Raw genomic sequence first — 22,657 nt, forward strand, 5'->3', positions numbered from 1 at the left:
CGAATTCGCGTAGGGTGAACATGCCTTGACCACTCCCCTGAGGCCGATCATGCAGTACCTGTTCGTGCTCGGCGCACGCGACCCCGAGATGACGATCATCGAGGGCCTGGTCCACCGGGCCGGGCACAAGGTCGCCTATGCCATGGCCGGGGAACGGCGTGTCCATGCCGGCAATGCCTATGCCGCCGAGCGGACCTCGGCGCGGCCGGGCCAGCATCGCGGCCCCATCGTCTGGGTCGAATGCGCGCTGGCCGACGACAGCGTGCCGCGGGATAGGGTGGTCGACCATCACCGCGAGGGCGACCCCGGCTTCAGCATGCCGCCCGAGCGCTTCTGGGAGGGCGCCTCGCTCGGCCAGGTCTGCAGCCTGCTCGGCATCGAGCCCTCTCAGGAGCTGCGCCTGGCCGCCGCCGCCGACCACTGCCTGAACGCTGCCTATCTCGGCCGCTGCCCCGGCATCGCACCCGAGCAGATGCGCGCCTGGCGGCTGGCCTCCCGCGCGGCCTGGCAGAAAGTCAGCCCCGAGCTGCTGGCCGAGCGCATCGAGGCGGCCATCGCCCAGCTGCAATCGCTCGAGCGGCTGCGCGTGGGCCGCTTCGAATTCGCCGACGCCCTGGACCGGGAAATCCCGGAAATCTCCGAAGCCTCCGCCATCCTCGGCATCGCCGTGATGTACACCCTGGCCGAGCCGCGCTCCAGACGGATCAAGGTCGGCGCGCTGAACGGCACCCCCGAGATGCTGGAAGCCTGGATGGAGTTCGCCCGCAACGTGCTCGGCCTGGCCGATGTCTATGGCAGTCCGGTCCGCGGCTACGCCGGTGGCTACCTGCGCGAAGGCCCGCCCGCCGGATGATGGCACAATCGCAACCACCGACTCGGCAACCCTCCAGCACGAAACCTCTCCCATGCCTGCCTGCTATTTCCCACTCTGTCTCGCCGCCCTGCTGCTGTCCGCCCGTACAGGCGCCTTCGCCCAGCAACCGCCCGCCGCCGGCTCGCGCCTCGGCGCGAACGAGGTGCAGACCCTGCTGCGCGAGCACAACCGCGCCCGGGCGGATGTCGGGGTCGCGCCCCTGCAATGGTCGGCGCAGGTCGCCGGCACCGCCCAGCGCTGGGCCGACCAGCTCGCTGCCGGCAGTTGCCGCATGCAGCACAGCCGCGGCTCCAGGTACGGGGAAAACCTGTTCATGGGCACCGCCGGCTACTACGGCGTGAAGGATGCCGCCCTGGCCTGGGAGCGGGAGAAGAAGCTCTACAGGGGCGGCGTGCTGAAGCTGAACACCATGAAAGGCATCGGCCACTACACCCAGATGGTCTGGCACAAGACCCGCCGGCTCGGCTGCGCCCGCAGCCAGTGCAGCAACCGGATGATCGTGGTGTGCAATTACGAGCCGGCGGGCAACTACCTGGGGCAGGCGCCGTACTGAGGCGCTGTTGCCTGTTCAGATACCGAACAAGGCCCGATGCAACGCCTCCACGGACTCGACCCTCCGAAACCGCCCCTTGGGAATGACCCGGATGTTGGGCCGCTCCGCCTTGACGCCCAGGGCATTGGCCTTGGTATGCCGCGCCACCCGGAAATCCCCCAGCGGCGGCAGCGGCTCTCCCGGTGCACCGCCGAAGAACAGGAAGGGGCCGAGCTGCAGGGTTGCGGAGTCGAAGCAGATCCAGATCACGCAGCCGGAAGGCTTGGCTCCCAGGCCGACGTGAATCTTCTGGCTGGCCGCTGACGCATCGACGGCCGAGCTCTTGAGCTGCACATGGCGCATGACCCCGTTGGCCTCCAGCACGATATCGTGCCCGGCCCGGTCCAGCGACGCTTTCGAGACCTCGAGGGTGGCGCCATGACGAAGCCACGAAAGCTTGAGCAACTCCCCGATCAGCAGGTGCTCCAGCAACTGCTCGCGGTAGACGGATTGATGGGTATCCAGCGACATGTCCAGGCAGGCTCGGTCGTGCTCCCGCGCGCCTGCGCAGAAGCCGGATTGGCAAGGGCTCGGAATGAGGCCTACCGCTTGCCTGCCGCGGCGGATACCCGGCACTGCGTCATATGGCGATCCGGCGAGGACCACAGGCAGACGCTGCCTGTCTCTCGAAGTACCTCTTGATCCTCTTGAACGACTCGTCGTTGTTGCAGACCGAAATCCCCAGCCAGCCGAGCGTGTTTATCCTGAGCTGGTTGAAGAACTTGTCGATGGAGCTCCTCGAGGCCACCCGGTTCTGCTTCGACAGGCCATGCTCGTGCTTGATGAGGAACACCTCGCGCATGGCCTCCGGATAGGCCACGACGGGCGTTCCGGACCTCGCGACTATCTCGCTTATCCACAGGTCGTCCGTCTGCGGGCAAATGCTCAGGTAATCCTGATTGCCTAGAAAACACTCCTTGATATGACGCTTCTTGAGAATGACTCCGCCCACCCCGGTGATCAGGTAACCGGCATCGAGTTCGGTCTCCTTCTTGATCACAGGCCAGAGCATGTATGTCTTGTGGCGACCGAAGATGTTTCGTCTGCTGAGCCTGACCCGCGAGGCGATGATCTTTTCTTCACGATGCGTCCGAAACTTGGCGACCAGCAGCTTGAGCCAGTGCGCTTTGTAGACGACATCGTCGTCTGCATAGACGATGATCTGCTCCTCACCGGCCTCGCCGAGGGCGGGAAACAACTTTCTATACGGACCGGTATTGGGGGTCCATCTGAACTCCACGATATCCCTTATCTTGTTCAACTCCCCAACCCAGGCCGGCTCCTCGTCTACCCCGGTATCCATCAGGTAGGCCTCTCTGGAAACCCAGACCACTATCCGGTCGGGAAGGAGCGACTGGTTCAACAGCGACCATACCGTCTGCGAGCACAGATCCAGCCTGTCGTGCGTGGTTGTGATATTCACGGCAATAGTGCTCATGTATTTCATTGCCTCGATCAACCAATACGCCTTTCAGATCGGCTCCTTCAGGCAACCCCCTACAAAACCTGCCTCCACGCAGGCATGAACTCATGCCGACGGGTATTCGGGCGGAGATCAGGAGGTCACTCCGACCGGCACGCCGCCCGATACCTCCTCGGCACGCCTCCGGTCCCTATCGACTCCGGGACATCACATCGACACGGCATAAAAGTCTTCATTTTCCGGCACCCTCGACAACGAATTGCCAGGCGTCCATGGCAATTCCATCGACTTGCTGCCGGAGGTATTTATCGACATTTCAAGCAAGGCATGGGCTCGGGCCTTCTCGTAGTAGGCTCTTTTCTTGAAGAATCTTGCCGTTCCACTATCCCCGGCCTCACCGCACAGCTCATTAGCGATATCGCGATAGACATGTGCCAATTCCAGGCGCCGATAAGCACAACGTGCAATTCCATTCATCTTCATTCGACTCCAGAGCATGATGATGCGATAGGCTGGTCAAGCCCGCCCGACTCTCAGTAGTTAAGTATTAAAATGAAAAAACTGCTCTTTACGGGTGAATTTGGCGACGAACGGTTGTCTATCGCTATTGAACTCCCGAACAATGACCACACTATCTAGAAGTTTAACCTTCCTCAGGCGTAAAAATTTTGTGGAAGACCCGTGCGAGCCGTGAATAATTCGTGAAAGCGCACCGTCATTTGATTAATACGCCAGTCCCAACTGGAGAGGCTTCCAAATAAAAGTGCCACGGTCGAAGTTGGCTCGGGGAACTTGGCTTTCACGCATGGCCTACCAAGAACTCCGCCTCCGGCCAGGTCATCCGGGCGCGACAATTACGGCGGGCACATACAGGACCCTGCTGATGCAAAATCCTTACGGTATTCGTTATCAATACATTGATTAGGGAAGAATCCTATTTTTCATATGCCCCTGCTGTGGCCATGACCGGGAAATCAAGAAAAGAACCCTGTGCCGCCTGCCGGGTACAGGCCGCGCCGGGACAGTTGCCCGGCGGCGACGTCCCGATGGGCGAGCCGCCCCGGCTACCGACCCTGAAACGCCATGCCGAGCAAGGCCGCCCGCATGCGCGGCGATGATCGCTGAAGGGCGGACCGCCGCAGCCGAAAAGCCCGTTGCCCCGCGGGCCAGGGCAGCGGTGAACGGGCCTGCCTCCCCTGTGCAGAGAGCGCCGCTGGTGTGCCCGCGCAAGCCCGGACAGGATATGGGAGAGCGATTCCGCCCGCCCCGTACCGCCCCTAATACTCCATGAATCTCAGCAGGCGCCGTCTCAGGCTCTCGTTCTCGGCCTTCAGGCGCGCCACCTCGTCGAGCAGGTCCAGGGTCACGGCCACGGCCTGCCAGTCGAGCTCCAGCTCGCGCTGCAGGCGCAGCGCCTGGCGCAGCCGGCCCAGGGCGACGGCATCGAAGCGCCAGTCGCGGGGGCTGCCGCCGTCCGGATCGACGATGCCGTATTCGACGATCTCGATCAGGCTGGCGGCCGGCGCCTCGACCAGTTGGCTGCATTCCTCCAGGGTCAGTTGCACGGTCAGGGTCGTAGTCATGCTTGCTTGCTCCATTGACTGCGCGGCTCGAAGCCCGCCGCATCGCGCAGCTCGGCCCACAGCTGGCGGGCGCGTTCGTCGCTGTGCACCGGCATCACCACCTTCAGCACGGCATAGAGATCGCCCTCGCCCTGCCTGCCCTTCAGGCCCTTGCCCTTGATGCGCAGGCGCTGGCCCGTCTGGGTGTCCGGCGGGATGCTCAGGTTGATGCGCCCGATCAGCGTCGGCACCTCGATCCGCGCGCCCAGCGCCGCCTCCCAGGGCGCCAGGGGTACGGTGAGGAGGAGGTCGCGGCCGTCGACGTCGAAGATCGGATGGGGCGCCAGGCGGACGGTCAGGTACAGATCGCCGCTCGGCCCGCCGTTGACGCCCGGCGCCCCCTGGCCCTTGAGGCGGATGCGTTCGCCGTCGGCGACGCCGGCGGGAATCTTGATGTTGAGGCTCTTCGACTGGTTGATGCGCCGGCCGTGCTCGTCGAAGGCCGGCACCAGGTAGTCGAGCGGCTTGCGGTGCTCGACCAGGGTTTCCTCGAGGAACACCGGCATCTCCAGCTCGATGTCGCGCCCCCGCCGGGCCGGCCGCGCATGCGGATGGGCGCCCGGCCGGCCGCCGAAGATCGCCTCGAAGAAGTCGGAAAAATCGCCGCCGAAATGCTCGTGCATACCCCCGAAGCCTCCTGCCCGCTGCCAGCCCGGCGGCACCTCGAACTGCTCGCCGGCATGGCCGTATTGACGTAGCCGATCGTACTCGGCGCGCTTCTCCGCATCGCTCAGCACCTCGTAGGCCTCGGCCACCTCCTTGAACCGGTTCTCCGCGCCGGCCTCCTTGTTCATGTCCGGGTGGTACTTGCGCGCCAGCCGGCGGTAGGCCGTCTTGATGGTTTTCTCGTCGGCCGTGGGCTCGACGCCGAGCATCGTGTAATAGTCCTTGAACTCCATGGAAGCTCCCCTGGTTCTGGGCTGCTTTCAGTCTAGGTGCACCAGACGGGGGCGGATCGATGCAGAAGGCGGTTGCAGGCCGATGCAGCGGCCCGCCATACCCCTACCAGACGTAAGTCGATTGCCTGCAACGCCCTTGCTGCGTCATAGTGACGCAAGCTCATATGTAGGAACCTATTGAAAGCCCCTGCATCAGGAGGAGTCGATGATCTTCAGTCCGACTGTTTCCGCCACCCTGGTGGTGATCCTTCTTGTGGTTTCCCTGTACCTGGCAACCCGGCCGCGCCGATCCGGGTCCGCTCAGGACGCGCCCGGCGACGATGCGCTGTTCGATGGCTGGCACGAACTCGGCCCGGACGAGCGCAAGCAACGCCTGGCAGCGTACCGGCAGCAGTTGACGGAAAATGGGCATGCAGAGGGCCAGCCGCTCCGGCCGCGGCGGGGCCTGTGCGTGTGAGGGCATAGGGGCGCGGTGCAGCGCGCCGCGCCATGTTCTTCTCAGGCTTTACAAGAACTCGCCCGATACAGATATCGAGCGAGCTTCCGCAGCAGCCTGTCCGAGCCTTTGCCGAGGCCCCTCCCGCGTCGGGGCCTGAAGGCGAATGGTGGACAAGCGGAGCGTTGTCCACCCTACCCAACCCGACACTCCGGCGTAGAGTGGAAAATCGCGAAGTGTTTTCCACGGGATGGAATTCGGGCTACCTTGCTGCAGAGTCTTTCAGACTGCTCTGTCCTCTGGCTAGGGTTTGTCTGAAAAGTCGATTTGGCTAAAATGCCGCCTCCGTTGTTCCGAGCGCAGCCATGTCAGGCCGTTACGAGATTTCTGCCCAGCGCTGGGCGATGATCGAAGCCATCGTTTCTCCCCCTCAACGCATGGGCCGCCCCCGGCGAGATGACCGCCAGATGCTCAACGGCATCTTCTGGATTCTGTGCTCAGGGGCCAAGTGGCGCGATCTTCCCGAGCGTTATGGCCCCTGGAAGACGGTATATCAGCGCTTCAGGCTGTGGCGTGACAACGGCACCTTCGAGCAGGTGCTGCGGCATCTGCATCTGCGTCTGCGTGAGGACGGCTTTATCGACCTGGATACCTGGATGGTCGACTCAACGTCGATTCGGGCCACCAGAGCCGCCAGCGGTGCGAGAAAAAAAGGGGCCTGCAAGAGCCGCAGCACCAATGTCTCGGCCGAAGCCGTGGTGGGCTGACCACCAAGCTTCATCTGGCCTGTGACAGCAACGGGTATCCGCTGGCAGTGATGCTTTCACCCGGGCAGGACGCCGACTCGCGCTATTTCATGCCCTTGCTTGAGCAGATCAGCCTGCCTGGCAGCCAGGGTCGTCCGCGCAAGCGCTGCCGGTATGTACTGGCTGACAAAGGCTACGACAGCGAAAGCCTGCGCCAATACTGCGACCGGTATGGCATGAAGCCCATCATTCCCTTACGCAAGATGCACCGTAAGCCTCGACCGGGCTTGCCTCGCCTATTTGACAGACCGCAGTACCAAAAGCGCAACGCCATTGAACGACTGTTCAGTTGGCTCAAGGAAAAGCGCCGTCTTTGCACCCGTTATGACAAGCTGGCCAGCAGTTTCAAGGCCATGGTCACGCTGGCCTGCATCGAAAAATGCTTACGTGCCGACTTTTCAGACAAACCCTAGTGTGGTGAATCACAAGTTCGCTTCATTATTTCTTTGCAAGGCTCGAGCAGCCCTGCCGACAGAGGCCAGGATTTCACCTGCTCCCTTACGCCAGCGGAAGGGCCTTGGATTCTGGTTGTAGGTCGCCAGGTAATACTCGATGGACTGCTCGAGATCCTTCACGCTGGTATGGGCCTGGCGCTTTATCCACTTCTGGGTGAGCATCGAGAAAAAGCGCTCCACCAGATTCAGCCATGACGCAGACGTCGGGGTGAAATGCACGTGATAACGCGGGTGTGCGACAAGCCAGGCACGCACCTTGTCGGTCTTGTGCACGGCATAGTTATCCATGATCAGGTGTATGGCCTTGTCGCTCTCGACCGTTTCCTCGATGGCCCTGAGAAACTCCAGGAATTCTGCGCTGCGGTGACGGCGCTTGAGACGTCCGATCACCTCGCCGGTGGCCACATCCAGGGCGGCAAACAAGGACGTCGTGCCATGGCGCTGATAATCATGGGTACGGGTCGCCGGATACCCAGGCTCCAGCGGCAGCCCCGGCTGTGTTCGATTGAGCGCCTGGATCTGGCTTTTCTCATCGACGCACAGTACCAGCGCCTTATCCGGCGGATTCAGGTAGAGCCCTACGATATCCTGCACCTTGTCGACAAAGGCAGGATCGGTGGACAGCTTGAAGGTGTGCTCCAGGTGAGGCTTGAGCCCGAAGGCTCGCCAGATACGCTGTACGCTCGCCGGTGAAATATGGGTGGCCTTGCTCATCCGGCGCGAGCTCCAATGGCTGGCATCGTCGGGCCGGGTCTGCCGCACCCGGTCGACCACTTCCTGGACCTTTTCATCACTGATGCTGCGTGGGCGGCCTGAGCGCGGCTCGTCATTGAGGCCTTGCAGGCCCAAACGGGCGAAGCGAAGGCGCCACCTCGAAACGGTTTGCGCCGTAATGCCGAGCCGTCGAGCAATGGAAGAGCCGGACTCGCCTCGAGCGCAGGACAGAATGATCTCGGCGCGCAGCTGCATATCGGCAGGCCCCTTGTGCCTGGCTCGGCGGCGGGTGAGTTCGGCATGCTCGTGTTCGGTCAGTTCGATCCGAACGGCTGGGCGGCCTGTTTTCATCGCATGCCCTCCGAAAAAACTCTGCCAGCTCCGCGGTAGACAAGACTTATCCTGAGTAGTTGTGATTCACCACACTAGAGCAAGCCTGGCTTCAAGCCCCCCAACTATCGAGCGAAATTACATTTACACACTTCGCCGAATGTATCGATCAATTTTCCTGACAGATCCTGAGAAAAACTCTAGCAATTGAGGCAGTGATGAATTCAGAAAAAATACTCTCTGAGGCTTCAAGCGTTATCAGCTTGGTAGTTAGTGCAATCCCATTACTTTCCGCCACCATAATCCTCTTACTCGTAACTTACATCTGGAAACGCGCGGGATCGACAAACTTTATACTTGAAAGAATATGGAGCACCCTAGCTGGCGGAAAAGAATTCAACGACCAGAAGCTAAGCACCGAGTGGAATAAAGTCATAGACTTTGAGCGCTTCAAATTCAAAACCGGAATCAGATTTCCCAACAGCGCCAAAATCCACGAAACCTTGGACTGGCTTGACAGACATGGAATTACCCTAGAGCAACTGATAATTGCAAGAAATTATTTTGACATCCAAAATCTAGAAATACGCGACCCGAATAGCAAATTCAAAAAGCCCCTAATCAATTTAATAGCCGTCGTCATTGCGATCTGGATTGCTGCATCTTTAACTTTTGCCGCATCAGATTCTGCGCTACTAAAAATCAAAAAAACAGGAACAATATTATGGCTTTCTGAAAGCTCGGCACAGTCCTGGGACTTATTTTCATGGAATATAAATGGCGAAACATGCGAAAACAATGAAACAAAAATCAACCCACATGACAAGCAAGTAATATGCAATGTAATATCCAACAAGAATGACTTGAGCTACTTAAAAAAATTGTGCCAACTCAGAAAATCATTGGATGGTCGCTTTTCGGGATCGGCTTGCTTTTTATTTTCACCGTCAACCGGAGCTTGACTGCCTCTCGTGCAGCGGAAAGCTTATACAAGCAATTAAAAACCCACTCTATGCAGCAAATTGAATTAGATTTTTATGAAGAGCATCGACAAGCCATAGAGGTCGCACCAAAGAATTTAATCTCTCAACATAGAAACACGTGATGCTAAATACACTGATGGTATAGCACCGCACTTATACCTACTCCTCCAACAAAGCCCCCACGCAATCCAGCACCTGCTGCACGATCTCGTCCGGTGCCTTTTCCTTGAAGGTGGCCCGGCGTACCCGCCAATCCAGGGTGCGGACTTGGTGGCTGTGGATGTTTCCCTGGGTATCGGTTCCCGTCCCCATCAGGGTGATCAGGAAACCATGGCTGCGCGCCTGCTGCGCCGCGCCCTGGGAGATCGGGCACACCAGGGCCAGTCCGAACGCTTCGTTGAATTCGCGCTTCGACAGCACCAGGCAATAATGCTCGCCCAGCATCTCGCGCTTGGTGGAAGGATCGAAATTCGAATGCCAGATTTCGCCGCATCCCAGAACGGTGGGCAGGCGCTTCACCATTGCTCGTTCCCGGCCGCCGGCATGGCATCCCAGCCCTCGGCCCGTGCTTCTTTCGGCGTTTCGGCGATCAGTTCGGCCAGCATCGGTTTCTTGTGGGCCGGCTTGATGATCAGGACGTCCCCTTCGATCTTCCAGACCATCTGGCAGCCGGCCGACAGTCGGTTCTGCGCGGCGAAGGCTGCCGGCACGGCCAGAATCAGCGATCCGCCGGAGCGGCGCAGTGCAACGGTACCCATGGCGAGAGCCTCCTCAGGTTTTCCGAAAACATAACCAAGGTTTTACGGATGGAAAACCAGCAGGAGAAAGCCGAGCCGAGCGGCGGATGCCGCAGCCGGCACACAGCGGCAGGTTGGTGTGCCGGCGCCCATGCCGGTCGCGGCCGATGGCGTCGCTGCGGATCGGCTTGCAGCAGCCGACCGCCAGCAGACAGCCCACGAATCACTCTCGCCAGTCAGCCTGGCTGGCCTCCAGCAGGGCAGCCCAGTCATCCGGTGGATGGCCGCGCTGGAGCATTTTCTGAAAGACGATGTACGGGTCGGTCTTGCTGCCCGAGGAACGCAAGGTGTTCTCGTCGTTCACCCAGGCAAACACGATGATCCGGGCCTTGGAGTCGAAACGGAAGAAGAGGCGAAAGCGCCGTCCGATCTTGGCCCGACGCCAATGGCGGAAAGCCGTGCCCATGGTGTTGCCCTGCCGGTACTCGTCGCGCCCCGGGTCGGTCGGAACGACGTCCAGAATCAGTTTCGACAGTGCGCCAAACAGCTTCGTGTTGGCGTTCGATTCATAACCGGTGGGGTCTTGCAAGCGGGCACGCTCGACGGCGGCCTCCAGGGAGCGGAGTTGCTCGATCAGGCATTGGTGGAAGAGCAGAGTCCACCCGTGGCGCCGAATCACAATGCCACATCGCCATCGATTTCCTCGTCGAGGTCGATGGGGCGCTCCAGGCTGGCCAGCATCGAGCGCGCAAGATCATCCGGCAGGGCCGTCATGTGCTGCCCGGATCGAATGTCCTGCTCCAGCAGACGCAGAAAGCTGCCAATTGCAGGATCGTCGTGATCCTCATCCGCTACGCGGGAGACGATGACCTGCGAGCCCACCAGATCGAACGCGACTTTGCCGCCCAGATCCACGCCCAGCGCTTGGCGGATCGACTTGGGCAGGGTGATTTGCCCCTTGGCGGTAATGGTGGCGACGCCATGAATGCTGGCCATGCTGGAACCCTCCTGATTTCGAGCAAAAGTAAGGAATAATCCTTACCTCGTCAATGACCGTCTGCCTACCCTGGACGGAAACAGGCTCTGGCCTGCCTTGAGTCGCCTCTTGCTTCGACAAAAAGCCGCTGCCCCTCTCGGAAGCAGCGGCTTTTTCTTGCCACAAACGCGCTTACCGGCGGGCGCCGCGCACACCCTCAGCCAGTTCGCGGCAAAGCCCCAGCACATCCCCCACCGCCTGCTCCTTGCCGGCAGCCTTGGCGATGCGGTCGACCAGTGCCGAACCCACCACCACGCCGTCGGCCAGGCGGGCGACGCTGGCGGCGTGTTCCGGGCTGCGGATGCCGAAGCCGATGCACACCGGCAGGTCGGTGTGGCGGCGCAGGCGGGCGACGGCCTGCTCGACGTGCGCCAGGGTGGCGGCGCCGGCGCCGGTCACGCCGGCCACGGAGACGTAGTAGACGAAGCCGGAGCTGCCGGCGAGCACCACCGGCAGGCGCTGGTCGTCGGTGGTCGGGGTGGTCAGGCGGATGAAGTCGAGGCCGGCGGCCTGGGCCGGGTCGCACAGCTCGTCGTTGTGCTCCGGTGGCAGGTCGACCACGATCAGGCCGTCGACGCCGGCCTCCCTGGCGTCGGCGATGCAGCGTGCGACGCCGTAGGCGTAGATCGGGTTGTAGTAGCCCATCAGCACCAGCGGGGTGTCCTGATTGCCGGTGCGGAATTCGCGCACCATCTGCAGGGTTTTCACCATGTTCTGCTTGCCGCCGAGGGCGCGGATGTTGGCCAGCTGGATGGCCGGGCCGTCGGCCATCGGGTCGGTGAAGGGCATGCCCAGCTCGATCACGTCGGCGCCGGCCTCCGGCAGGCCCTTGAGGATGGCCAGGGAGGCGTCGTAGTCCGGGTCGCCGGCGGTGACGAAGGTGACCAGGGCGGCGCGGTTGGCTTGCTTCAGTTCGGCGAAGCGGGTCTGCAGGCGGCTCATGCGTGCTTCTCCAGTTTATCCTGCATGTGGTGCATCACGGTCTGCATGTCCTTGTCGCCGCGGCCAGACAGGTTGATCACCATCAGGTGATCCTTCGGCAGCGTCGGCGCGCGCTTGAAGGCTTCGGCCAGGGCGTGGGAGGACTCCAGCGCCGGGATGATGCCTTCCAGACGGCAGCACTGGTGGAAAGCCTCCAGTGCCTCGTGGTCGGTGATCGGCACGTATTCGACGCGCTTGATCTCGTGCAGCCAGGCGTGTTCCGGGCCGACGCCGGGGTAGTCGAGGCCGGCGGAAATCGAGTGGGCATCGGTGATCTGGCCGTCCTCGTCCTGCAGCAGGAAGGTGCGGTTGCCGTGCAGCACGCCCGGTGCGCCACCGGCCATGCTGGCGGCGTGCTTGCCGGTGTCGATGCCGTGGCCGGCGGCCTCGACGCCGACGATCTGCACGCTGGCGTCATCGAGGAAGGGGTGGAACAGGCCGATGGCGTTGGAACCGCCGCCGATGCAGGCGACCAGCGAGTCGGGCAGGCGGCCTTCCTTTTCCATGATCTGCGCGCGTACTTCGTTGCCGATCACCGACTGGAAGTCGCGGACCATCGCCGGGTAGGGGTGCGGGCCGGCGGCGGTGCCGATCAGGTAGAAGGTGGTCTCGACGTTGGTCACCCAGCCGCGCAGCGCCTCGTTCATGGCGTCCTTCAGGGTGCCGGTGCCGGCGACGACTGGGATGACCTCGGCGCCCAAGAGCTTCATGCGGAACACGTTGGCCTGCTGGCGATCGATGTCGGTGGTGCCCATGTACACCACGCACTGCATGCCGAAGCGCGCGGCCACGGTGGCGGTGGCCACGCCGTGCATGCCGGCGCCGGTCTCGGCGATGATGCGCCGCTTGCCCATGCGCCGGGCCAGGAGGATCTGGCCGATGCAGTTGTTGATCTTGTGCGCGCCGGTGTGGTTCAGGTCTTCGCGCTTGAGAAAGATCTTCGCGCCGCCGAAGTGCTCGGTCAGGCGCTCGGCGAAGTACAGCGGGCTGGCACGGCCGATGTAGTCGCGCTGGAAGTAGGCGAGTTCCTCGAGGAAGGCCGGATCGTTCTTGGCCTTTTCGTATTCCGCCGCCAGCGAGTTGATCAGCGGCATCAGGGTTTCGGCGACGAACTGGCCGCCGAACTGGCCGAACAGGCCTTTTTCGTCGGGGCCGGTGCGGTAGGAAGTCTCGGTCATGGGTGCTCCCGGAGTGTGCAAAGAGGCAGGCTGACGCTCTTCACGGTCCACCTGCGATGGTCACACGTTAACCAATGGCGCCCCCGGCGAAAAGCGATAAGATCGCGCCGATACGTCAGGAAAACTCACCGATGATGCACCCGGACCTGCCCTCCCTGAACGCCCTGCGCGCCTTCGAGGCCGCCGCCCGCCTGCAGAGCGTCAAGCAGGCAGCCAAGGAGCTGTACGTCACCCATGGGGCGGTCAGCCGGCAGATCCGCGCCCTGGAGGAGGAGTTGGGGGTGGCGCTGTTCGTCAAGGAGGGGCGCGGCGTAAAACTCACCGATGCAGGCATAGTGCTACGGGATGCCGCCGGCGATGCCTTCGCCCGTCTGGATAGCGCCTGCGCCGAGCTGAAGCGGCGCACCGAGGAGGCGCCCTTCGTGCTCGGCTGTCCGGGGAGCCTGCTGGCGCGCTGGTTCATCCCGCGCCTGGATCGCCTCAATCGCGAGCTGCCGGAGCTGCGCCTGCAGCTCTCCGCCAGCGAGGGCGGGCCGGACCCGCGCCGGCCGGGCCTGGACGCCACCCTGCTGTTCGCCGAGCCGCCGTGGCCGGCCGACATGCGGGTCTTCGAACTGGCCGCCGAGCGCATCGGCCCGGTGCTCAGCCCGCGCCATGCGCGCTTCGCCGCGCTGCGCCGGGCGCCGCCGCAGGCGCTGCTCGACGAGACCCTGCTGCACACCGCTTCGCGCCCGCAGGCCTGGCCGAGCTGGGCGGCGAGCCAGGGGCTGCCGACGGCCGGGCTGCGCTACGGCGCCGGCTTCGAGCATCTGTATTACCTGCTGGAAGCGGCGGTGGCCGGGCTCGGCGTGGCCATCGCGCCGCAGCAACTGGTCGCCGACGATCTAGCCGCCGGGCGATTGGTGGCGCCCTGGGGCTTCGTCGAGACGCCGGCACGGCTGGCACTGTGGGTGCCACAGCGCCGCGGCGACGGCCGGGCGGAGCGGCTGGCCGGCTGGTTGAGGAGGCAGTTGGCGGATCGGGCCGTGCGCTGAGGAGTTGGCCGGGGATGGACAGGTGCGGGGTTGCCCCCTCTCCCGCTGCGGTTCAGCCCGCCAGAGCGGTGTCCTTGTCCAGTTCGTAGCCGTTCGGGTTGCGCCGCTGCCAGCGCCAGGCGTCGCGCAGCATGCAGCTCAGGTCGCGCTCGGCGCGCCAGCCCAGTTCACGCCCGGCCTTGCCCGGGTCGGCCCAGCAGCGCGCCACGTCGCCGGGGCGGCGGGCGACGAAGCGGTGCGGCAGCGGCCGGCCGGTGACCTGCTCGAAGGCGCGGATCATCTCCAGCACCGAGTAGCCGCGGCCGGTGCCGAGGTTCCAGATGGACACGCCGTTGCTGGCCGACAGCCGCTGCAGCGCCTTGAGGTGCCCGCGGGCCAGGTCGACCACGTGGATGTAGTCGCGGATGCCGGTGCCGTCCGGAGTCGGGTAGTCGCTGCCGTAGACGTTGAGGCATTTCAGCCGGCCGACGGCGACCTGCAGCATGTAGGGCAGCAGGTTGTTGGGCAGGCCGTTGGGCGATTCGCCGATCAGTCCGGAAGGGTGGGCGCCGATCGGGTTGAAGTAGCGCAGCAGGCCGATGGACCAGCGCGGGTCGGAATGGGCCAGGCCCTTGAGCACGTTTTCGGCCATCAGCTTGGACTGGCCGTAGGGGTTGGTCGGGATGCCGGTCGGGCAGTCCTCGCGGATCGGCATGCTCACCGTTTCGCCATAGACCGTGGCCGAGGAGCTGAACACCAGGCGGAACACCCCGGCCCTGCGCATCGCCTGGCACAGGGCGATGCTGCCGGCGACGTTGGTCTCGTAGTAGCGCAGCGGTTCGCGCACGCTCTCGCCGACCGCCTTGAGGCCGGCGAAGTGCATCACCGCGTCGATCGGGTATTGCTGGAACAGACGGTCGAGCAGCCGGCGGTTGCGGATGTCGCCCTGCACGAAGTCGAACGTTCGGCCACTGAGCTGCTCCAGGCGCTCGAGCGCGAGCACCGAGCTGTTGCACAGGTTGTCCAGCACCAGCACGTCGTGGCCGGCGTCGAGCAGTTCGAGCACGGCATGGGAGCCGATGTAACCCGCACCTCCAGTCACCAGAATCATTCAGGACCTCCGTCTGCGAGCAGGGCGACGGGCCAGCCAGGCGGAGCACGCCGGCACCGCGAGGCGCCGGAGGCGATGCCGGTGGCCGGCTCGTCGGGCTGAAACGAGCCGAGCATGGGAATACGGATGCCTCGCCGCCAGCGGAGTTCCCTGCCGGCCGCCGGGCTGCACGGCTCGACGGCCGCCCGGCGGGCAGGCGGAACCTGGCCGCTTTTCCTCCGGTCCATACCCCCCATGACGGCTCGTTCGCCTGCCGGACGGCGAGCCAGACACCGACAAACCGGGAGCAGGAGGCAGCCGGCTTCCGCACGGGGGAACAGGCATGAGCTGGGCAGGACCCTTTCAATACGCCCTCGGCAAATCGAACCAGGCCAGCGCCGCGGCACCGATCGACTACGCGGCGGATGCGCCGACCCTCTTGTGCCTTTCGCACCTGCGCTGGAGCTTTGTCTACCAGCGTCCGCAGCACCTGATGGCGCGCTTCGCCCGCGACTGGCGGGTGCTGTTCTTCGAGGAACCCATGGCCGACGCCGGCGGCGAGCCCTGGCTGGAAAGCCGTCACGAGGAAGGCGTGCAGGTGCTGGTGCCGCACCTGCCGGCGGACTGTCGCGGCCCGGCGGCGGCCGCCGCCCTGCGCCGCCTGCTCGACGAGCACCTGGCCGCGCAGCGCCCGCGGCGCCTGATCCTCTGGTACTACACGCCGATGGCGCTGGCCTATAGCGACCACCTGACGGCCGAGGCGGTGGTCTACGACTGCATGGACGAGCTGTCGGCCTTCCGCGGCGCGCCGCCCGAGCTGGTCGAGCGCGAAGCCGAGCTGCTGGCGCGCGCCGATCTGCTGTTCACCGGCGGCTACAGCCTCTGGGAAGCCAAGCGCCAGCGCCACGCCAACGCTCACCCCTTCCCGAGCAGCGTCGACATCGCCCACTTCGCCGCCGCCCGCACGCCGCAGGCCGATCCGCCCGACCAGGCGACGCTGGCGCGCCCGCGCCTGGGCTTCTACGGGGTGATCGACGAGCGCCTGGACCTCGAACTGCTGGATGCGCTGGCCGCGCGGCGGCCCGACTGGCAGCTGGTCATGCTCGGCCCGGTGGTGAAGATCGATCCGGCCAGCCTGCCGCGCCGCCCCAACCTGCACTTTCTCGGCGGCAAGGTCTACGACGAGCTGCCGCGCTACCTGGCCGGCTGGGACGTGGCACTGATGCCCTTCGCGCTGAACGAGTCGACGCGCTTCATCAGTCCGACCAAGACGCCGGAATACCTGGCCGGCGGCCGCCCGGTGGTCTCCACGCCGATCGCCGACGTGGTGCGCAGCTACGGCGACAGCGGCCTGGTGCGCATCGCCGCCGGTGCGGACCCATTCGTCGCCGCCTGCGAGGCCGCCCTGCGCGACAGCGCCGACCGCGAACGCCTGCTCGAGCGCGCCGATGCGCTGCTTGCCGACATGTCCTGGGACACCACCTGGGCACAGATGAGGGAGAAGATCGCATGCACGATGAACCGAACGGCAGCCGGCGCCGCAAGCGCCAGGGTTTCGACTACCTGATCGTCGGCGCCGGCTTCGCCGGCAGCGTGCTGGCCGAGCGCCTGGCCGCCGGACTCGACAAGCGCGTGCTGCTGATCGACCGCCGCCCGCACATCGGCGGCAACGCCTACGACCACTACAACGACGACGGCATCCTGGTGCACCGCTACGGGCCGCACATCTTCCACACCAATTCGCAGCGCATCGTCGACTACCTGTCGCGCTTCACCGCATGGCGCCCCTACGAGCACCGGGTGCTGGCCGAGGTGGACGGCCGGCAGGTGCCGATCCCGATCAACCGCATCACCCTGAACCGGCTCTACGGCCTGGCGCTGGACGAGGCCGGGGCCGCGGCCTTCCTCGCCGCCCGCGCCGAGCCGGTGGCCGAGATCCGCAGCAGCGAGGACGTGGTGGTCAACCAGGTCGGCCGCGAGCTGTACGAGAAGTTCTTCCGCGGCTACACCCGCAAGCAGTGGGGCCTGGACCCGTCGCAGCTGGACCGCTCGGTCACCGCCCGGGTGCCGACGCGCACCAGCGACGACGACCGCTACTTCACCGACAGCTTCCAGCAGATGCCGCTGCACGGCTACACGCGGCTGTTCGAGCGGATGCTCGACCACCCCAACATCAAGATCCTGCTCAACACCGACTACCGCGAGATCCGCAGGGCGGTGCGCTACCGGCACTTGGTCTACTGCGGGCCGATCGACGAGTACTTCGACTACTGCTACGGCCGCCTGCCCTACCGCTCGCTGCAGTTCCGCCACGAGACCCTCGACCGGGAGCAGCTGCAGCCGGTAGCGGTGGTCAACTACCCGGCCGAGGACGTGCCCTGGACGCGGATCACCGAGTACAAGCACCTGACCGGCCAGCGCCATCACAAGACCAGCGTCACCTACGAGTACCCCTCGGCCGAGGGCGAGCCCTACTACCCGATCCCGCGCCAGGAGAACACCGAGCTGTACAGGCGCTACCAGGCGCTGGCCGAGGCCACGCCGGGGGTGACCTTCCTCGGCCGGCTGGGCACCTACAAGTACTACAATATGGACCAGGTGGTCGGCCAGGCGCTGGCGCTGTACAAGCGCATCGAGGAGGCCGAACGCGGGACGGCGCCGGACGAGAGCCCGGAGCACGCCGCGAGCCTGGCCCGGCAGGCATCCTAGGATGCTGCGCGGCGCCGAGCGCGCCGCGCCTTCCGCACCCGTGGGTATCAGACCAGCATTCCCAGGCAGGAGTGGATGATGCACCGACCGACCATCTTCGCCGGTTTCTTCCAGGGGGGCTTCGAGTGCTCCACCCACCGGCGTCACGACGACCTGCGTCTCGACCTGATCGCCGCCACCGGCCATGACCGCCACGCGGCCACCGACTACGCCATCATGGCCGCCCACGCGCTGTTCACCGTGCGCGACGGCGCGCGCTGGCACCTGATCGAGCGCTCGCCGGACCAGTACGACTGGTCGAGCTTCCTGCCCATGCTGCGCGCCGCCCAGGACCAGGGCCTGCAGGTGATCTGGGACATCTGCCACTACGGCTGGCCGGACGACCTCGACATCTGGCGGCCAGCCTTCGTCGAGCGCTTCGCCCGCTTCGCCGCCGCCCTGGCCCGACTGCTGCGCGACGAGGGCATAGCCGAGCCCTTCTATTCGCCGGTCAACGAGATCTCCTACTGGGCCTGGGCCGGCGGCGACCAGGCGCTGTTCAACCCGCTGGCCCGCGGCCGCGGCCAGGAGCTCAAGCACCAGTTGGTGCGCGCCAACATCGCGGCGATCGAGGCGATCCGCGCCGTCGAGCCGCGCGCGCGCTTCGTGCAGATCGACCCGGCGATCCACGTGCTGCCGTCCCGGCCCGCCGATACCCAGGCGGCCGAGGCGCATCGCGAGGCCCAGTACGAGGCCTGGGATCTGCTCACCGGGCGGGCCTGGCCGGGGCTCGGCGGCCGTCCCGAGTACCTGGACATCGTCGGCGTCAACTACTACTCGGACAACCAGTGGTTCCATGGCGGCGCCACCATCCCCCTCGGCCACCCGGCCTACCGGCCCTTCCAGGGCATCCTCGCCGAGGTCTACCAGCGCTACCGGCGGCCGGTCCTGATCGCAGAGACCGGCGCCGAGGGCGAGGCCCGCGCGCCCTGGCTGCGCTACGTCGCCGAGCAGGCCTTCGCCGCCCTGCAGCGCGGCGTGCCGATCGAGGGCATCTGCCTCTACCCGATCCAGGACTATCCCGGCTGGTTCGACGAACGGCACTGCTCGACCGGCCTGATCGGGGTGCCCGACAGCCAGGGTCGGCGCATACTGCACAGCCCGCTGCAGACCGAGCTGCGCACGCAGCAAGCCCGTCTGTCCCAATTGCTGGAAGACCCGAGCGCATCGCATTTCCCGTCATGAGCCCAAAAAACAAGTCTGCCCCCCGCCGACGGCTGAAGCTGCCGAGCAGTCCGCTGCCCTTTCTCTGGCGTTACGTGCGCCTGCGTCCCGGGCATTTCGGCCTGATGTTCACGCTGATCGTCGGCGCCGCCGGCTGCGCGGTGGCCGTGCAGTACGGCATGAAGCTGCTGGTCGACGCCATGGCCGCCGGCGACCGCCAAACCGCCGACGTATGGACGCCGCTGGCGCTGTTCCTCGGCCTGATCGTCGCCGAGAACGCCCTCTGGCGCCTCGGCGGCTGGCTCGGCTGCCACACCGTGGTGGCCAGCTGCGTGGACATCCGCGTCGAGCTGTTCCGCTACCTCACCGGCCACCCGATGCGCTACTTCAACGAGCACTTCGCCGGCGCCCTGGGCAACCGCATCACCGCCACCGGCTCGGCGGCCGGCACCATCTACGGCGGCTTCGCCTGGAAAATCATGCCGCCCCTGGTCGACTTCGCCGGCGCCGTGGTGGTGCTGCTCACCGTCGACTGGCGCATGGCTCTGGCGCTGATCGGCGCGGTGCTGCTGGTCGCCCTGCTGATCACCAGCTACGGCATCCGCGGCCGTACCAAGCACCAACGCTACGCCGCCCACGCCGCGCACGTGGGCGGCGAGTTGGTCGATGCGGTGTCCAACGTCTGGACCATCAAGGCCTTCTCCGCCCGCGACCGGGAGAGCGAGCGCCTGGCGCAGAAGATCGGCAGCGAGGCCCGCGCCCACCGCAAGAGCTGGATGTACATGGAGAAGGCACGCCTGCTGCACGATGCCTGCCTGTCGCTGATGGCCGGCGGCATGCTGGTCTGGGCCATCCTGCTGTGGCGCGCCGGCAGCGTCAGCGCCGGCGACGTGGTGCTGGTCAGTGCGCTGACCTTCCGCATCCTGCACGGCTCGCGCGACCTGGCCCTGGCGCTGGTGGACACCGCCCAGCAGCTCGGCGCGATCGCCGACACCCTGCGCATCATCGTCCAACCCCACGCCCTGCACGACCCCGACCAGCCGCTGACCGCCGCCGACGGCACCATCGACCTGATTGGCGTGGGCTACCGCTACCCGGACGGCCGCCAGGTGTTCAAGGACTTCGACCTGCACATCCCGGCCGGGCAGAAGGTCGGCCTGGTCGGCCCCAGCGGGGCCGGCAAGTCGACCCTGGTGTACCTGATCCAGCGCCTGGACGACGTCCTGGAAGGCAGCATCCGCATCGACGGCCACGACATCCGCCAGGTCAGCGTGGACAGCCTGCGCCAGATGATCGCCGTGGTGCCCCAGGAAACCGCGCTGTTCAACCGCAGCATCCGCGAGAACATCCGCTACGGCCGTCCCGAGGCCAGCGACGAGGAGGTCGAGGAGGCGGCGCGCATGGCCTATTGCGACGTCTTCATCCGCGAGCTGCCGCAGGGCTACGACACCCAGGTCGGCGAGCGCGGGGTGATGCTCTCCGGCGGCCAGCGCCAGCGCCTGGGGATCGCCCGCGCCTTCCTCAAGGACGCGCCGATCCTGATCCTCGACGAGGCCACCTCGGCCCTCGACACCCATTCCGAGGCGGAGATCCAGGTCGCCCTGGCCGACCTGGTGCGCGGCCGCACGGTGCTGGCGGTGGCCCACCGGCTGTCCACCGTGGCCAATTTCGACCGCATCCTGGTGATGCAGAAGGGCAAGGTGGTGGAGGACGGCACCCCGGCCGAACTGCTCGCCCGCGACGGCCTCTACGCCTCGCTGTGGCGGATGCAGGCCGAGGGCTTCCTGCACGATCCCAGGCTGCCGACGGTCAGTTGAGCGGCGCGACGGCGGCTGAACTCTCGCGCCTGCGGCCTGCCTCACCTAGGGTCTGTTGAGGTTTTGGCGTGAGCCGCGTTGCCACGTCAAATGCCGCCAGGTTAGGCGCGGGGCGCCGGCAATGGTCATTCCCTTGCCAAGACCCGCAACGCCGCATGGCGGCATTTGCCGCGCAACCCGTAGGGACGGGGCCCGTTTGGCGCAGCACGGCGTCGCCCGTCGTTCGTTTGGAATGACCAAACCTCTCTTCTCGTTCCTTGTTCTGCGCCAAACGGGCCGCCGTCGCGGCCTACGCCAAAACCTCAACAGACCCTAATGGGGCAGGCACCTGGGCCGGCCCCGCCCATCGATACGGGAGGCCCGCATGTCCGACCACCACACCTACAAGAAGATCGAAATCATCGGCTCCTCGCGCAGCAGCATCGAGGACGCGATCAGCAACGCCCTGGCCGAGGCGTCGAAGACCCTCGACTATCTGGAATGGTTCGAGGTGGGCGAGATCCGCGGCCACATCGAGAACGGCGCGGTCGGCCACTATCAGGTCACCCTGAAGGTCGGCTTCCGCCTGGCCGACAGCTGAAGGGCCGCCAGCCCGGACAAGGCGGCCACCGGCGCCGCCTTTTGCTTTAGTCTCCTCCCTTTCCCGACGGACGAGTCCCGGAGCGACTCGAGGAAACCTCCATGCCACGACTGGCCGACACCGCGCTTTCCATTCTCGACCTGGCGCCGATCCGCGACGACGGCGGGCCGGCCCAGGCCCTGCAGAACGCCCTGGTCCTGGCCAGGCATGCCGAGGCGTTGGGCTTCACCCGCTTCTGGGTGGCCGAACACCACAACATGGACGGCGTCGCCTGCTCCGCCACCGCCGTGCTGGTCGGCTATCTGGCGGCCGGCACCCATCATATTCGCGTCGGCGCCGGCGGCGTCATGCTGCCCAACCATGCGCCGCTGGTGGTCGCCGAGCAGTTCGGCACCCTCGCCACCCTCTATCCGGGACGCATCGACCTCGGTCTCGGCCGCGCGCCGGGGGCCGATCACCACACCGCCCGCGCCCTGCGCCGCGACCGCCTGGGCAGCGACGAGGACTTTCCGGCGGACGTCGAGGAACTGCAGGCCCTGCTCGGCCCGGCGCAGCCCGGCCAGCGGGTGATCGCCATGCCCGGGGTCGGCACCGAGGTGCCGATCTGGCTGCTCGGCTCCAGCCTGTTCAGCGCCCGGCTGGCGGCATGCAAGGGCTTGCCCTACGCCTTCGCCTCGCATTTCGCGCCGCGCTACCTGCACGAGGCGATCCGCCTCTACCGCGACAACTTCCGGCCTTCGGCGGTGCTCGACAAACCCTACGTGATGATCGGCGTACCGCTGATCGCCGCGCCCACCGACGAGGAGGCGGAGTTCCTCGCCACCACCGCCCTCCAGCGCGCACTGGCGCTGATCCGCGGCGAGAGCCGGGTGCTGCGCCCGCCGGTGCCGTCGATGATCGGCCGCTGGCAGCCGCAGGAGCAGGCGGCGGTCGGCGAGTTCCTCGGCCTGGCGGTGATCGGCGGCCCGGAGAAGGTCCGTGCCCGCCTGGACGTGCTGCTCGAGCAGACCGGCGCCGACGAACTGATCTTCACCGGCGACATCTACGACCCGGCTGCCCGCCTGCGCTCGTTCGAGATCCTCGCCGGGCTGCGCTGAGAGAGCGGAGCCGGGAGAGTCCGCCTCTCCCGCCGCCGGAGATTCAAAAAAAAAGGGAGTCTCACGACTCCCCAAACCGCCT

26 protein-coding genes are annotated in these 22,657 nt (G+C 65.4%); 13 read left to right on the top strand and 13 right to left on the bottom strand.

Annotated features, from left to right (window positions below; genetic code table 11):
• The first annotated feature begins 25 nt into the window (after window positions 1-25).
• The gene (locus GCU53_RS11545) at window positions 26-853 is read left to right on the top strand and encodes a hypothetical protein (RefSeq protein WP_244306732.1); all 828 of its coding nucleotides are present in this window, start codon (window positions 26-28) and stop codon (window positions 851-853) included.
• A 52-nt stretch (window positions 854-905) separates the two neighbouring features.
• Complete coding sequence (locus GCU53_RS11550; protein WP_152387746.1) at window positions 906-1,427, top strand: CAP domain-containing protein; 522 nt, start codon at window positions 906-908, stop codon at window positions 1,425-1,427.
• A 15-nt stretch (window positions 1,428-1,442) separates the two neighbouring features.
• Here GCU53_RS11550 and GCU53_RS11555 read toward each other — a convergent pair whose 3' ends face one another.
• The 5 genes from GCU53_RS11555 to cbpA all read right to left on the bottom strand — a co-directional run bounded on the left by GCU53_RS11555 (window position 1,443) and on the right by cbpA (window position 5,410).
• Complete coding sequence (locus GCU53_RS11555) at window positions 1,443-1,937, bottom strand: hypothetical protein (protein ID WP_152387747.1); 495 nt, start codon at window positions 1,935-1,937, stop codon at window positions 1,443-1,445.
• Between the two features lie 109 nt (window positions 1,938-2,046).
• A complete protein-coding gene (locus GCU53_RS11560) occupies window positions 2,047-2,904 on the bottom strand; it encodes a glycosyltransferase family A protein (protein WP_152387748.1) in 858 nt (285 codons plus the stop codon).
• A 192-nt stretch (window positions 2,905-3,096) separates the two neighbouring features.
• A complete protein-coding gene (locus GCU53_RS11565) occupies window positions 3,097-3,366 on the bottom strand; it encodes a hypothetical protein (RefSeq protein WP_152387749.1) in 270 nt (89 codons plus the stop codon).
• A gap of 800 nt (window positions 3,367-4,166) precedes the next feature.
• Window positions 4,167-4,472, bottom strand: a complete 306-nt coding sequence (locus GCU53_RS11570; RefSeq protein WP_244306733.1) for a chaperone modulator CbpM — start codon at window positions 4,470-4,472, stop codon at window positions 4,167-4,169.
• Entirely contained in the window at window positions 4,469-5,410 is a 942-nt protein-coding gene (gene cbpA / locus GCU53_RS11575; protein ID WP_152387751.1) for a curved DNA-binding protein, read from the bottom strand. The genes GCU53_RS11570 and cbpA overlap by 4 nt, the downstream gene beginning before the upstream one ends.
• Before the next feature lie 205 nt (window positions 5,411-5,615).
• On the opposite strand from cbpA, the gene GCU53_RS11580 reads away from it, so the two are divergent.
• From GCU53_RS11580 to GCU53_RS26545, 3 genes are all read left to right on the top strand, one after another.
• Complete coding sequence (locus GCU53_RS11580; RefSeq protein ID WP_152387752.1) at window positions 5,616-5,867, top strand: hypothetical protein; 252 nt, start codon at window positions 5,616-5,618, stop codon at window positions 5,865-5,867.
• 344 nt (window positions 5,868-6,211) lie between these two features.
• Entirely contained in the window at window positions 6,212-6,613 is a 402-nt protein-coding gene (locus tag GCU53_RS26540; RefSeq protein WP_152388120.1) for an IS5 family transposase, read from the top strand.
• Window positions 6,565-7,065 (top strand): IS5 family transposase, encoded by a 501-nt coding sequence (locus tag GCU53_RS26545; protein WP_244307155.1) that lies wholly within the window; start codon window positions 6,565-6,567, stop codon window positions 7,063-7,065. Before GCU53_RS26540 ends, GCU53_RS26545 begins: the two co-directional genes overlap by 49 nt.
• Before the next feature lie 9 nt (window positions 7,066-7,074).
• On the opposite strand, the gene GCU53_RS11590 is transcribed toward GCU53_RS26545, so the two are convergent.
• Window positions 7,075-8,172, bottom strand: coding sequence for an IS630 family transposase (locus GCU53_RS11590; RefSeq protein WP_152386219.1), 1,098 nt, complete (start codon window positions 8,170-8,172; stop codon window positions 7,075-7,077).
• Between the two features lie 197 nt (window positions 8,173-8,369).
• Here GCU53_RS11590 and GCU53_RS11595 point away from each other — a divergent pair, with 197 nt between their 5' ends.
• A complete protein-coding gene (locus GCU53_RS11595) occupies window positions 8,370-9,113 on the top strand; it encodes a DUF6216 family protein (RefSeq protein WP_152387753.1) in 744 nt (247 codons plus the stop codon).
• Window positions 9,114-9,293: 180 nt separating this feature from the next.
• Here the strand turns inward: GCU53_RS11595 and GCU53_RS11600 are convergent, their stop codons facing one another.
• The 6 genes from GCU53_RS11600 to trpB all read right to left on the bottom strand — a co-directional run bounded on the left by GCU53_RS11600 (window position 9,294) and on the right by trpB (window position 13,066).
• A complete protein-coding gene (locus GCU53_RS11600) occupies window positions 9,294-9,656 on the bottom strand; it encodes a type II toxin-antitoxin system PemK/MazF family toxin (protein ID WP_152387754.1) in 363 nt (120 codons plus the stop codon).
• Window positions 9,650-9,892, bottom strand: a complete 243-nt coding sequence (locus GCU53_RS11605) for an AbrB/MazE/SpoVT family DNA-binding domain-containing protein (RefSeq protein ID WP_152387755.1) — start codon at window positions 9,890-9,892, stop codon at window positions 9,650-9,652. The genes GCU53_RS11600 and GCU53_RS11605 overlap by 7 nt, the downstream gene beginning before the upstream one ends.
• A 202-nt stretch (window positions 9,893-10,094) precedes the next feature.
• Window positions 10,095-10,547, bottom strand: coding sequence for a type II toxin-antitoxin system YhaV family toxin (locus GCU53_RS11610; protein ID WP_152389870.1), 453 nt, complete (start codon window positions 10,545-10,547; stop codon window positions 10,095-10,097).
• Window positions 10,547-10,867, bottom strand: coding sequence for a type II toxin-antitoxin system PrlF family antitoxin (locus tag GCU53_RS11615; protein WP_152387756.1), 321 nt, complete (start codon window positions 10,865-10,867; stop codon window positions 10,547-10,549). Before GCU53_RS11615 ends, GCU53_RS11610 begins: the two co-directional genes overlap by 1 nt.
• Window positions 10,868-11,039: 172 nt before the next feature.
• Entirely contained in the window at window positions 11,040-11,849 is an 810-nt protein-coding gene (trpA, locus tag GCU53_RS11620) for a tryptophan synthase subunit alpha (protein WP_152387757.1), read from the bottom strand.
• Window positions 11,846-13,066 carry a tryptophan synthase subunit beta gene (trpB, locus tag GCU53_RS11625; RefSeq protein WP_152387758.1) on the bottom strand — a complete coding sequence of 407 codons (1,221 nt, stop codon included), beginning with the start codon at window positions 13,064-13,066 and terminating at the stop codon, window positions 11,846-11,848. The genes trpA and trpB overlap by 4 nt, the downstream gene beginning before the upstream one ends.
• Window positions 13,067-13,200: 134 nt before the next feature.
• Here trpB and GCU53_RS11630 point away from each other — a divergent pair, with 134 nt between their 5' ends.
• Window positions 13,201-14,100 (top strand): LysR family transcriptional regulator, encoded by a 900-nt coding sequence (locus GCU53_RS11630; protein WP_208845512.1) that lies wholly within the window; start codon window positions 13,201-13,203, stop codon window positions 14,098-14,100.
• 52 nt (window positions 14,101-14,152) lie between these two features.
• Here the strand turns inward: GCU53_RS11630 and galE are convergent, their stop codons facing one another.
• Window positions 14,153-15,190: a UDP-glucose 4-epimerase GalE gene (gene galE, locus GCU53_RS11635; protein ID WP_152387760.1), complete on the bottom strand. Its 1,038-nt coding sequence runs from the start codon at window positions 15,188-15,190 to the stop codon at window positions 14,153-14,155.
• Window positions 15,191-15,512: 322 nt separating this feature from the next.
• On the opposite strand from galE, the gene GCU53_RS11640 reads away from it, so the two are divergent.
• From GCU53_RS11640 to GCU53_RS11665, 6 genes are all read left to right on the top strand, one after another.
• Window positions 15,513-16,736, top strand: a complete 1,224-nt coding sequence (locus GCU53_RS11640; protein WP_152387761.1) for a glycosyltransferase family 1 protein — start codon at window positions 15,513-15,515, stop codon at window positions 16,734-16,736.
• Complete coding sequence (gene glf / locus GCU53_RS11645; RefSeq protein WP_152387762.1) at window positions 16,679-17,878, top strand: UDP-galactopyranose mutase; 1,200 nt, start codon at window positions 16,679-16,681, stop codon at window positions 17,876-17,878. Before GCU53_RS11640 ends, glf begins: the two co-directional genes overlap by 58 nt.
• A gap of 78 nt (window positions 17,879-17,956) precedes the next feature.
• Entirely contained in the window at window positions 17,957-19,102 is a 1,146-nt protein-coding gene (locus GCU53_RS11650; RefSeq protein ID WP_152387763.1) for a beta-glucosidase, read from the top strand.
• Window positions 19,099-20,898, top strand: a complete 1,800-nt coding sequence (locus GCU53_RS11655) for an ABC transporter ATP-binding protein (protein WP_152387764.1) — start codon at window positions 19,099-19,101, stop codon at window positions 20,896-20,898. Before GCU53_RS11650 ends, GCU53_RS11655 begins: the two co-directional genes overlap by 4 nt.
• A gap of 364 nt (window positions 20,899-21,262) precedes the next feature.
• The gene (locus GCU53_RS11660) at window positions 21,263-21,478 is read left to right on the top strand and encodes a dodecin (protein ID WP_152387765.1); all 216 of its coding nucleotides are present in this window, start codon (window positions 21,263-21,265) and stop codon (window positions 21,476-21,478) included.
• 101 nt (window positions 21,479-21,579) lie between these two features.
• A complete protein-coding gene (locus GCU53_RS11665; RefSeq protein ID WP_152387766.1) occupies window positions 21,580-22,575 on the top strand; it encodes an LLM class flavin-dependent oxidoreductase in 996 nt (331 codons plus the stop codon).
• Window positions 22,576-22,657: the final 82 nt, after the last annotated feature.

The organism is Azotobacter salinestris (assembly GCF_009363155.1).
Classification (GTDB): domain Bacteria; phylum Pseudomonadota; class Gammaproteobacteria; order Pseudomonadales; family Pseudomonadaceae; genus Azotobacter; species Azotobacter salinestris.

What these genes read in the sequence shown, in the direction of transcription:
- GCU53_RS11640 (WP_152387761.1), top strand. Translation starts at nt 15,513, where the DNA reads ATGAGCTGGGCAGGACCCTTTCAATACGCCCTCGGCAAATCGAACCAG.
- trpA (WP_152387757.1), bottom strand. Translation starts at nt 11,849, where the DNA reads ATGAGCCGCCTGCAGACCCGCTTCGCCGAACTGAAGCAAGCCAACCGC.
- GCU53_RS11595 (WP_152387753.1), top strand. Translation starts at nt 8,370, where the DNA reads ATGAATTCAGAAAAAATACTCTCTGAGGCTTCAAGCGTTATCAGCTTG.
- GCU53_RS11665 (WP_152387766.1), top strand. Translation starts at nt 21,580, where the DNA reads ATGCCACGACTGGCCGACACCGCGCTTTCCATTCTCGACCTGGCGCCG.
- GCU53_RS11660 (WP_152387765.1), top strand. Translation starts at nt 21,263, where the DNA reads ATGTCCGACCACCACACCTACAAGAAGATCGAAATCATCGGCTCCTCG.
- cbpA (WP_152387751.1), bottom strand. Translation starts at nt 5,410, where the DNA reads ATGGAGTTCAAGGACTATTACACGATGCTCGGCGTCGAGCCCACGGCC.
- GCU53_RS11550 (WP_152387746.1), top strand. Translation starts at nt 906, where the DNA reads ATGCCTGCCTGCTATTTCCCACTCTGTCTCGCCGCCCTGCTGCTGTCC.
- GCU53_RS26540 (WP_152388120.1), top strand. Translation starts at nt 6,212, where the DNA reads ATGTCAGGCCGTTACGAGATTTCTGCCCAGCGCTGGGCGATGATCGAA.
- GCU53_RS11590 (WP_152386219.1), bottom strand. Translation starts at nt 8,172, where the DNA reads ATGAAAACAGGCCGCCCAGCCGTTCGGATCGAACTGACCGAACACGAG.
- GCU53_RS11605 (WP_152387755.1), bottom strand. Translation starts at nt 9,892, where the DNA reads ATGGGTACCGTTGCACTGCGCCGCTCCGGCGGATCGCTGATTCTGGCC.
- GCU53_RS11600 (WP_152387754.1), bottom strand. Translation starts at nt 9,656, where the DNA reads ATGGTGAAGCGCCTGCCCACCGTTCTGGGATGCGGCGAAATCTGGCAT.
- GCU53_RS11570 (WP_244306733.1), bottom strand. Translation starts at nt 4,472, where the DNA reads ATGACTACGACCCTGACCGTGCAACTGACCCTGGAGGAATGCAGCCAA.
- galE (WP_152387760.1), bottom strand. Translation starts at nt 15,190, where the DNA reads ATGATTCTGGTGACTGGAGGTGCGGGTTACATCGGCTCCCATGCCGTG.
- GCU53_RS11560 (WP_152387748.1), bottom strand. Translation starts at nt 2,904, where the DNA reads ATGAGCACTATTGCCGTGAATATCACAACCACGCACGACAGGCTGGAT.
- GCU53_RS11555 (WP_152387747.1), bottom strand. Translation starts at nt 1,937, where the DNA reads ATGTCGCTGGATACCCATCAATCCGTCTACCGCGAGCAGTTGCTGGAG.
- GCU53_RS11650 (WP_152387763.1), top strand. Translation starts at nt 17,957, where the DNA reads ATGCACCGACCGACCATCTTCGCCGGTTTCTTCCAGGGGGGCTTCGAG.
- GCU53_RS11630 (WP_208845512.1), top strand. Translation starts at nt 13,201, where the DNA reads ATGCACCCGGACCTGCCCTCCCTGAACGCCCTGCGCGCCTTCGAGGCC.
- GCU53_RS11615 (WP_152387756.1), bottom strand. Translation starts at nt 10,867, where the DNA reads ATGGCCAGCATTCATGGCGTCGCCACCATTACCGCCAAGGGGCAAATC.
- GCU53_RS11655 (WP_152387764.1), top strand. Translation starts at nt 19,099, where the DNA reads ATGAGCCCAAAAAACAAGTCTGCCCCCCGCCGACGGCTGAAGCTGCCG.
- glf (WP_152387762.1), top strand. Translation starts at nt 16,679, where the DNA reads ATGCACGATGAACCGAACGGCAGCCGGCGCCGCAAGCGCCAGGGTTTC.
- GCU53_RS11565 (WP_152387749.1), bottom strand. Translation starts at nt 3,366, where the DNA reads ATGAATGGAATTGCACGTTGTGCTTATCGGCGCCTGGAATTGGCACAT.
- trpB (WP_152387758.1), bottom strand. Translation starts at nt 13,066, where the DNA reads ATGACCGAGACTTCCTACCGCACCGGCCCCGACGAAAAAGGCCTGTTC.
- GCU53_RS11580 (WP_152387752.1), top strand. Translation starts at nt 5,616, where the DNA reads ATGATCTTCAGTCCGACTGTTTCCGCCACCCTGGTGGTGATCCTTCTT.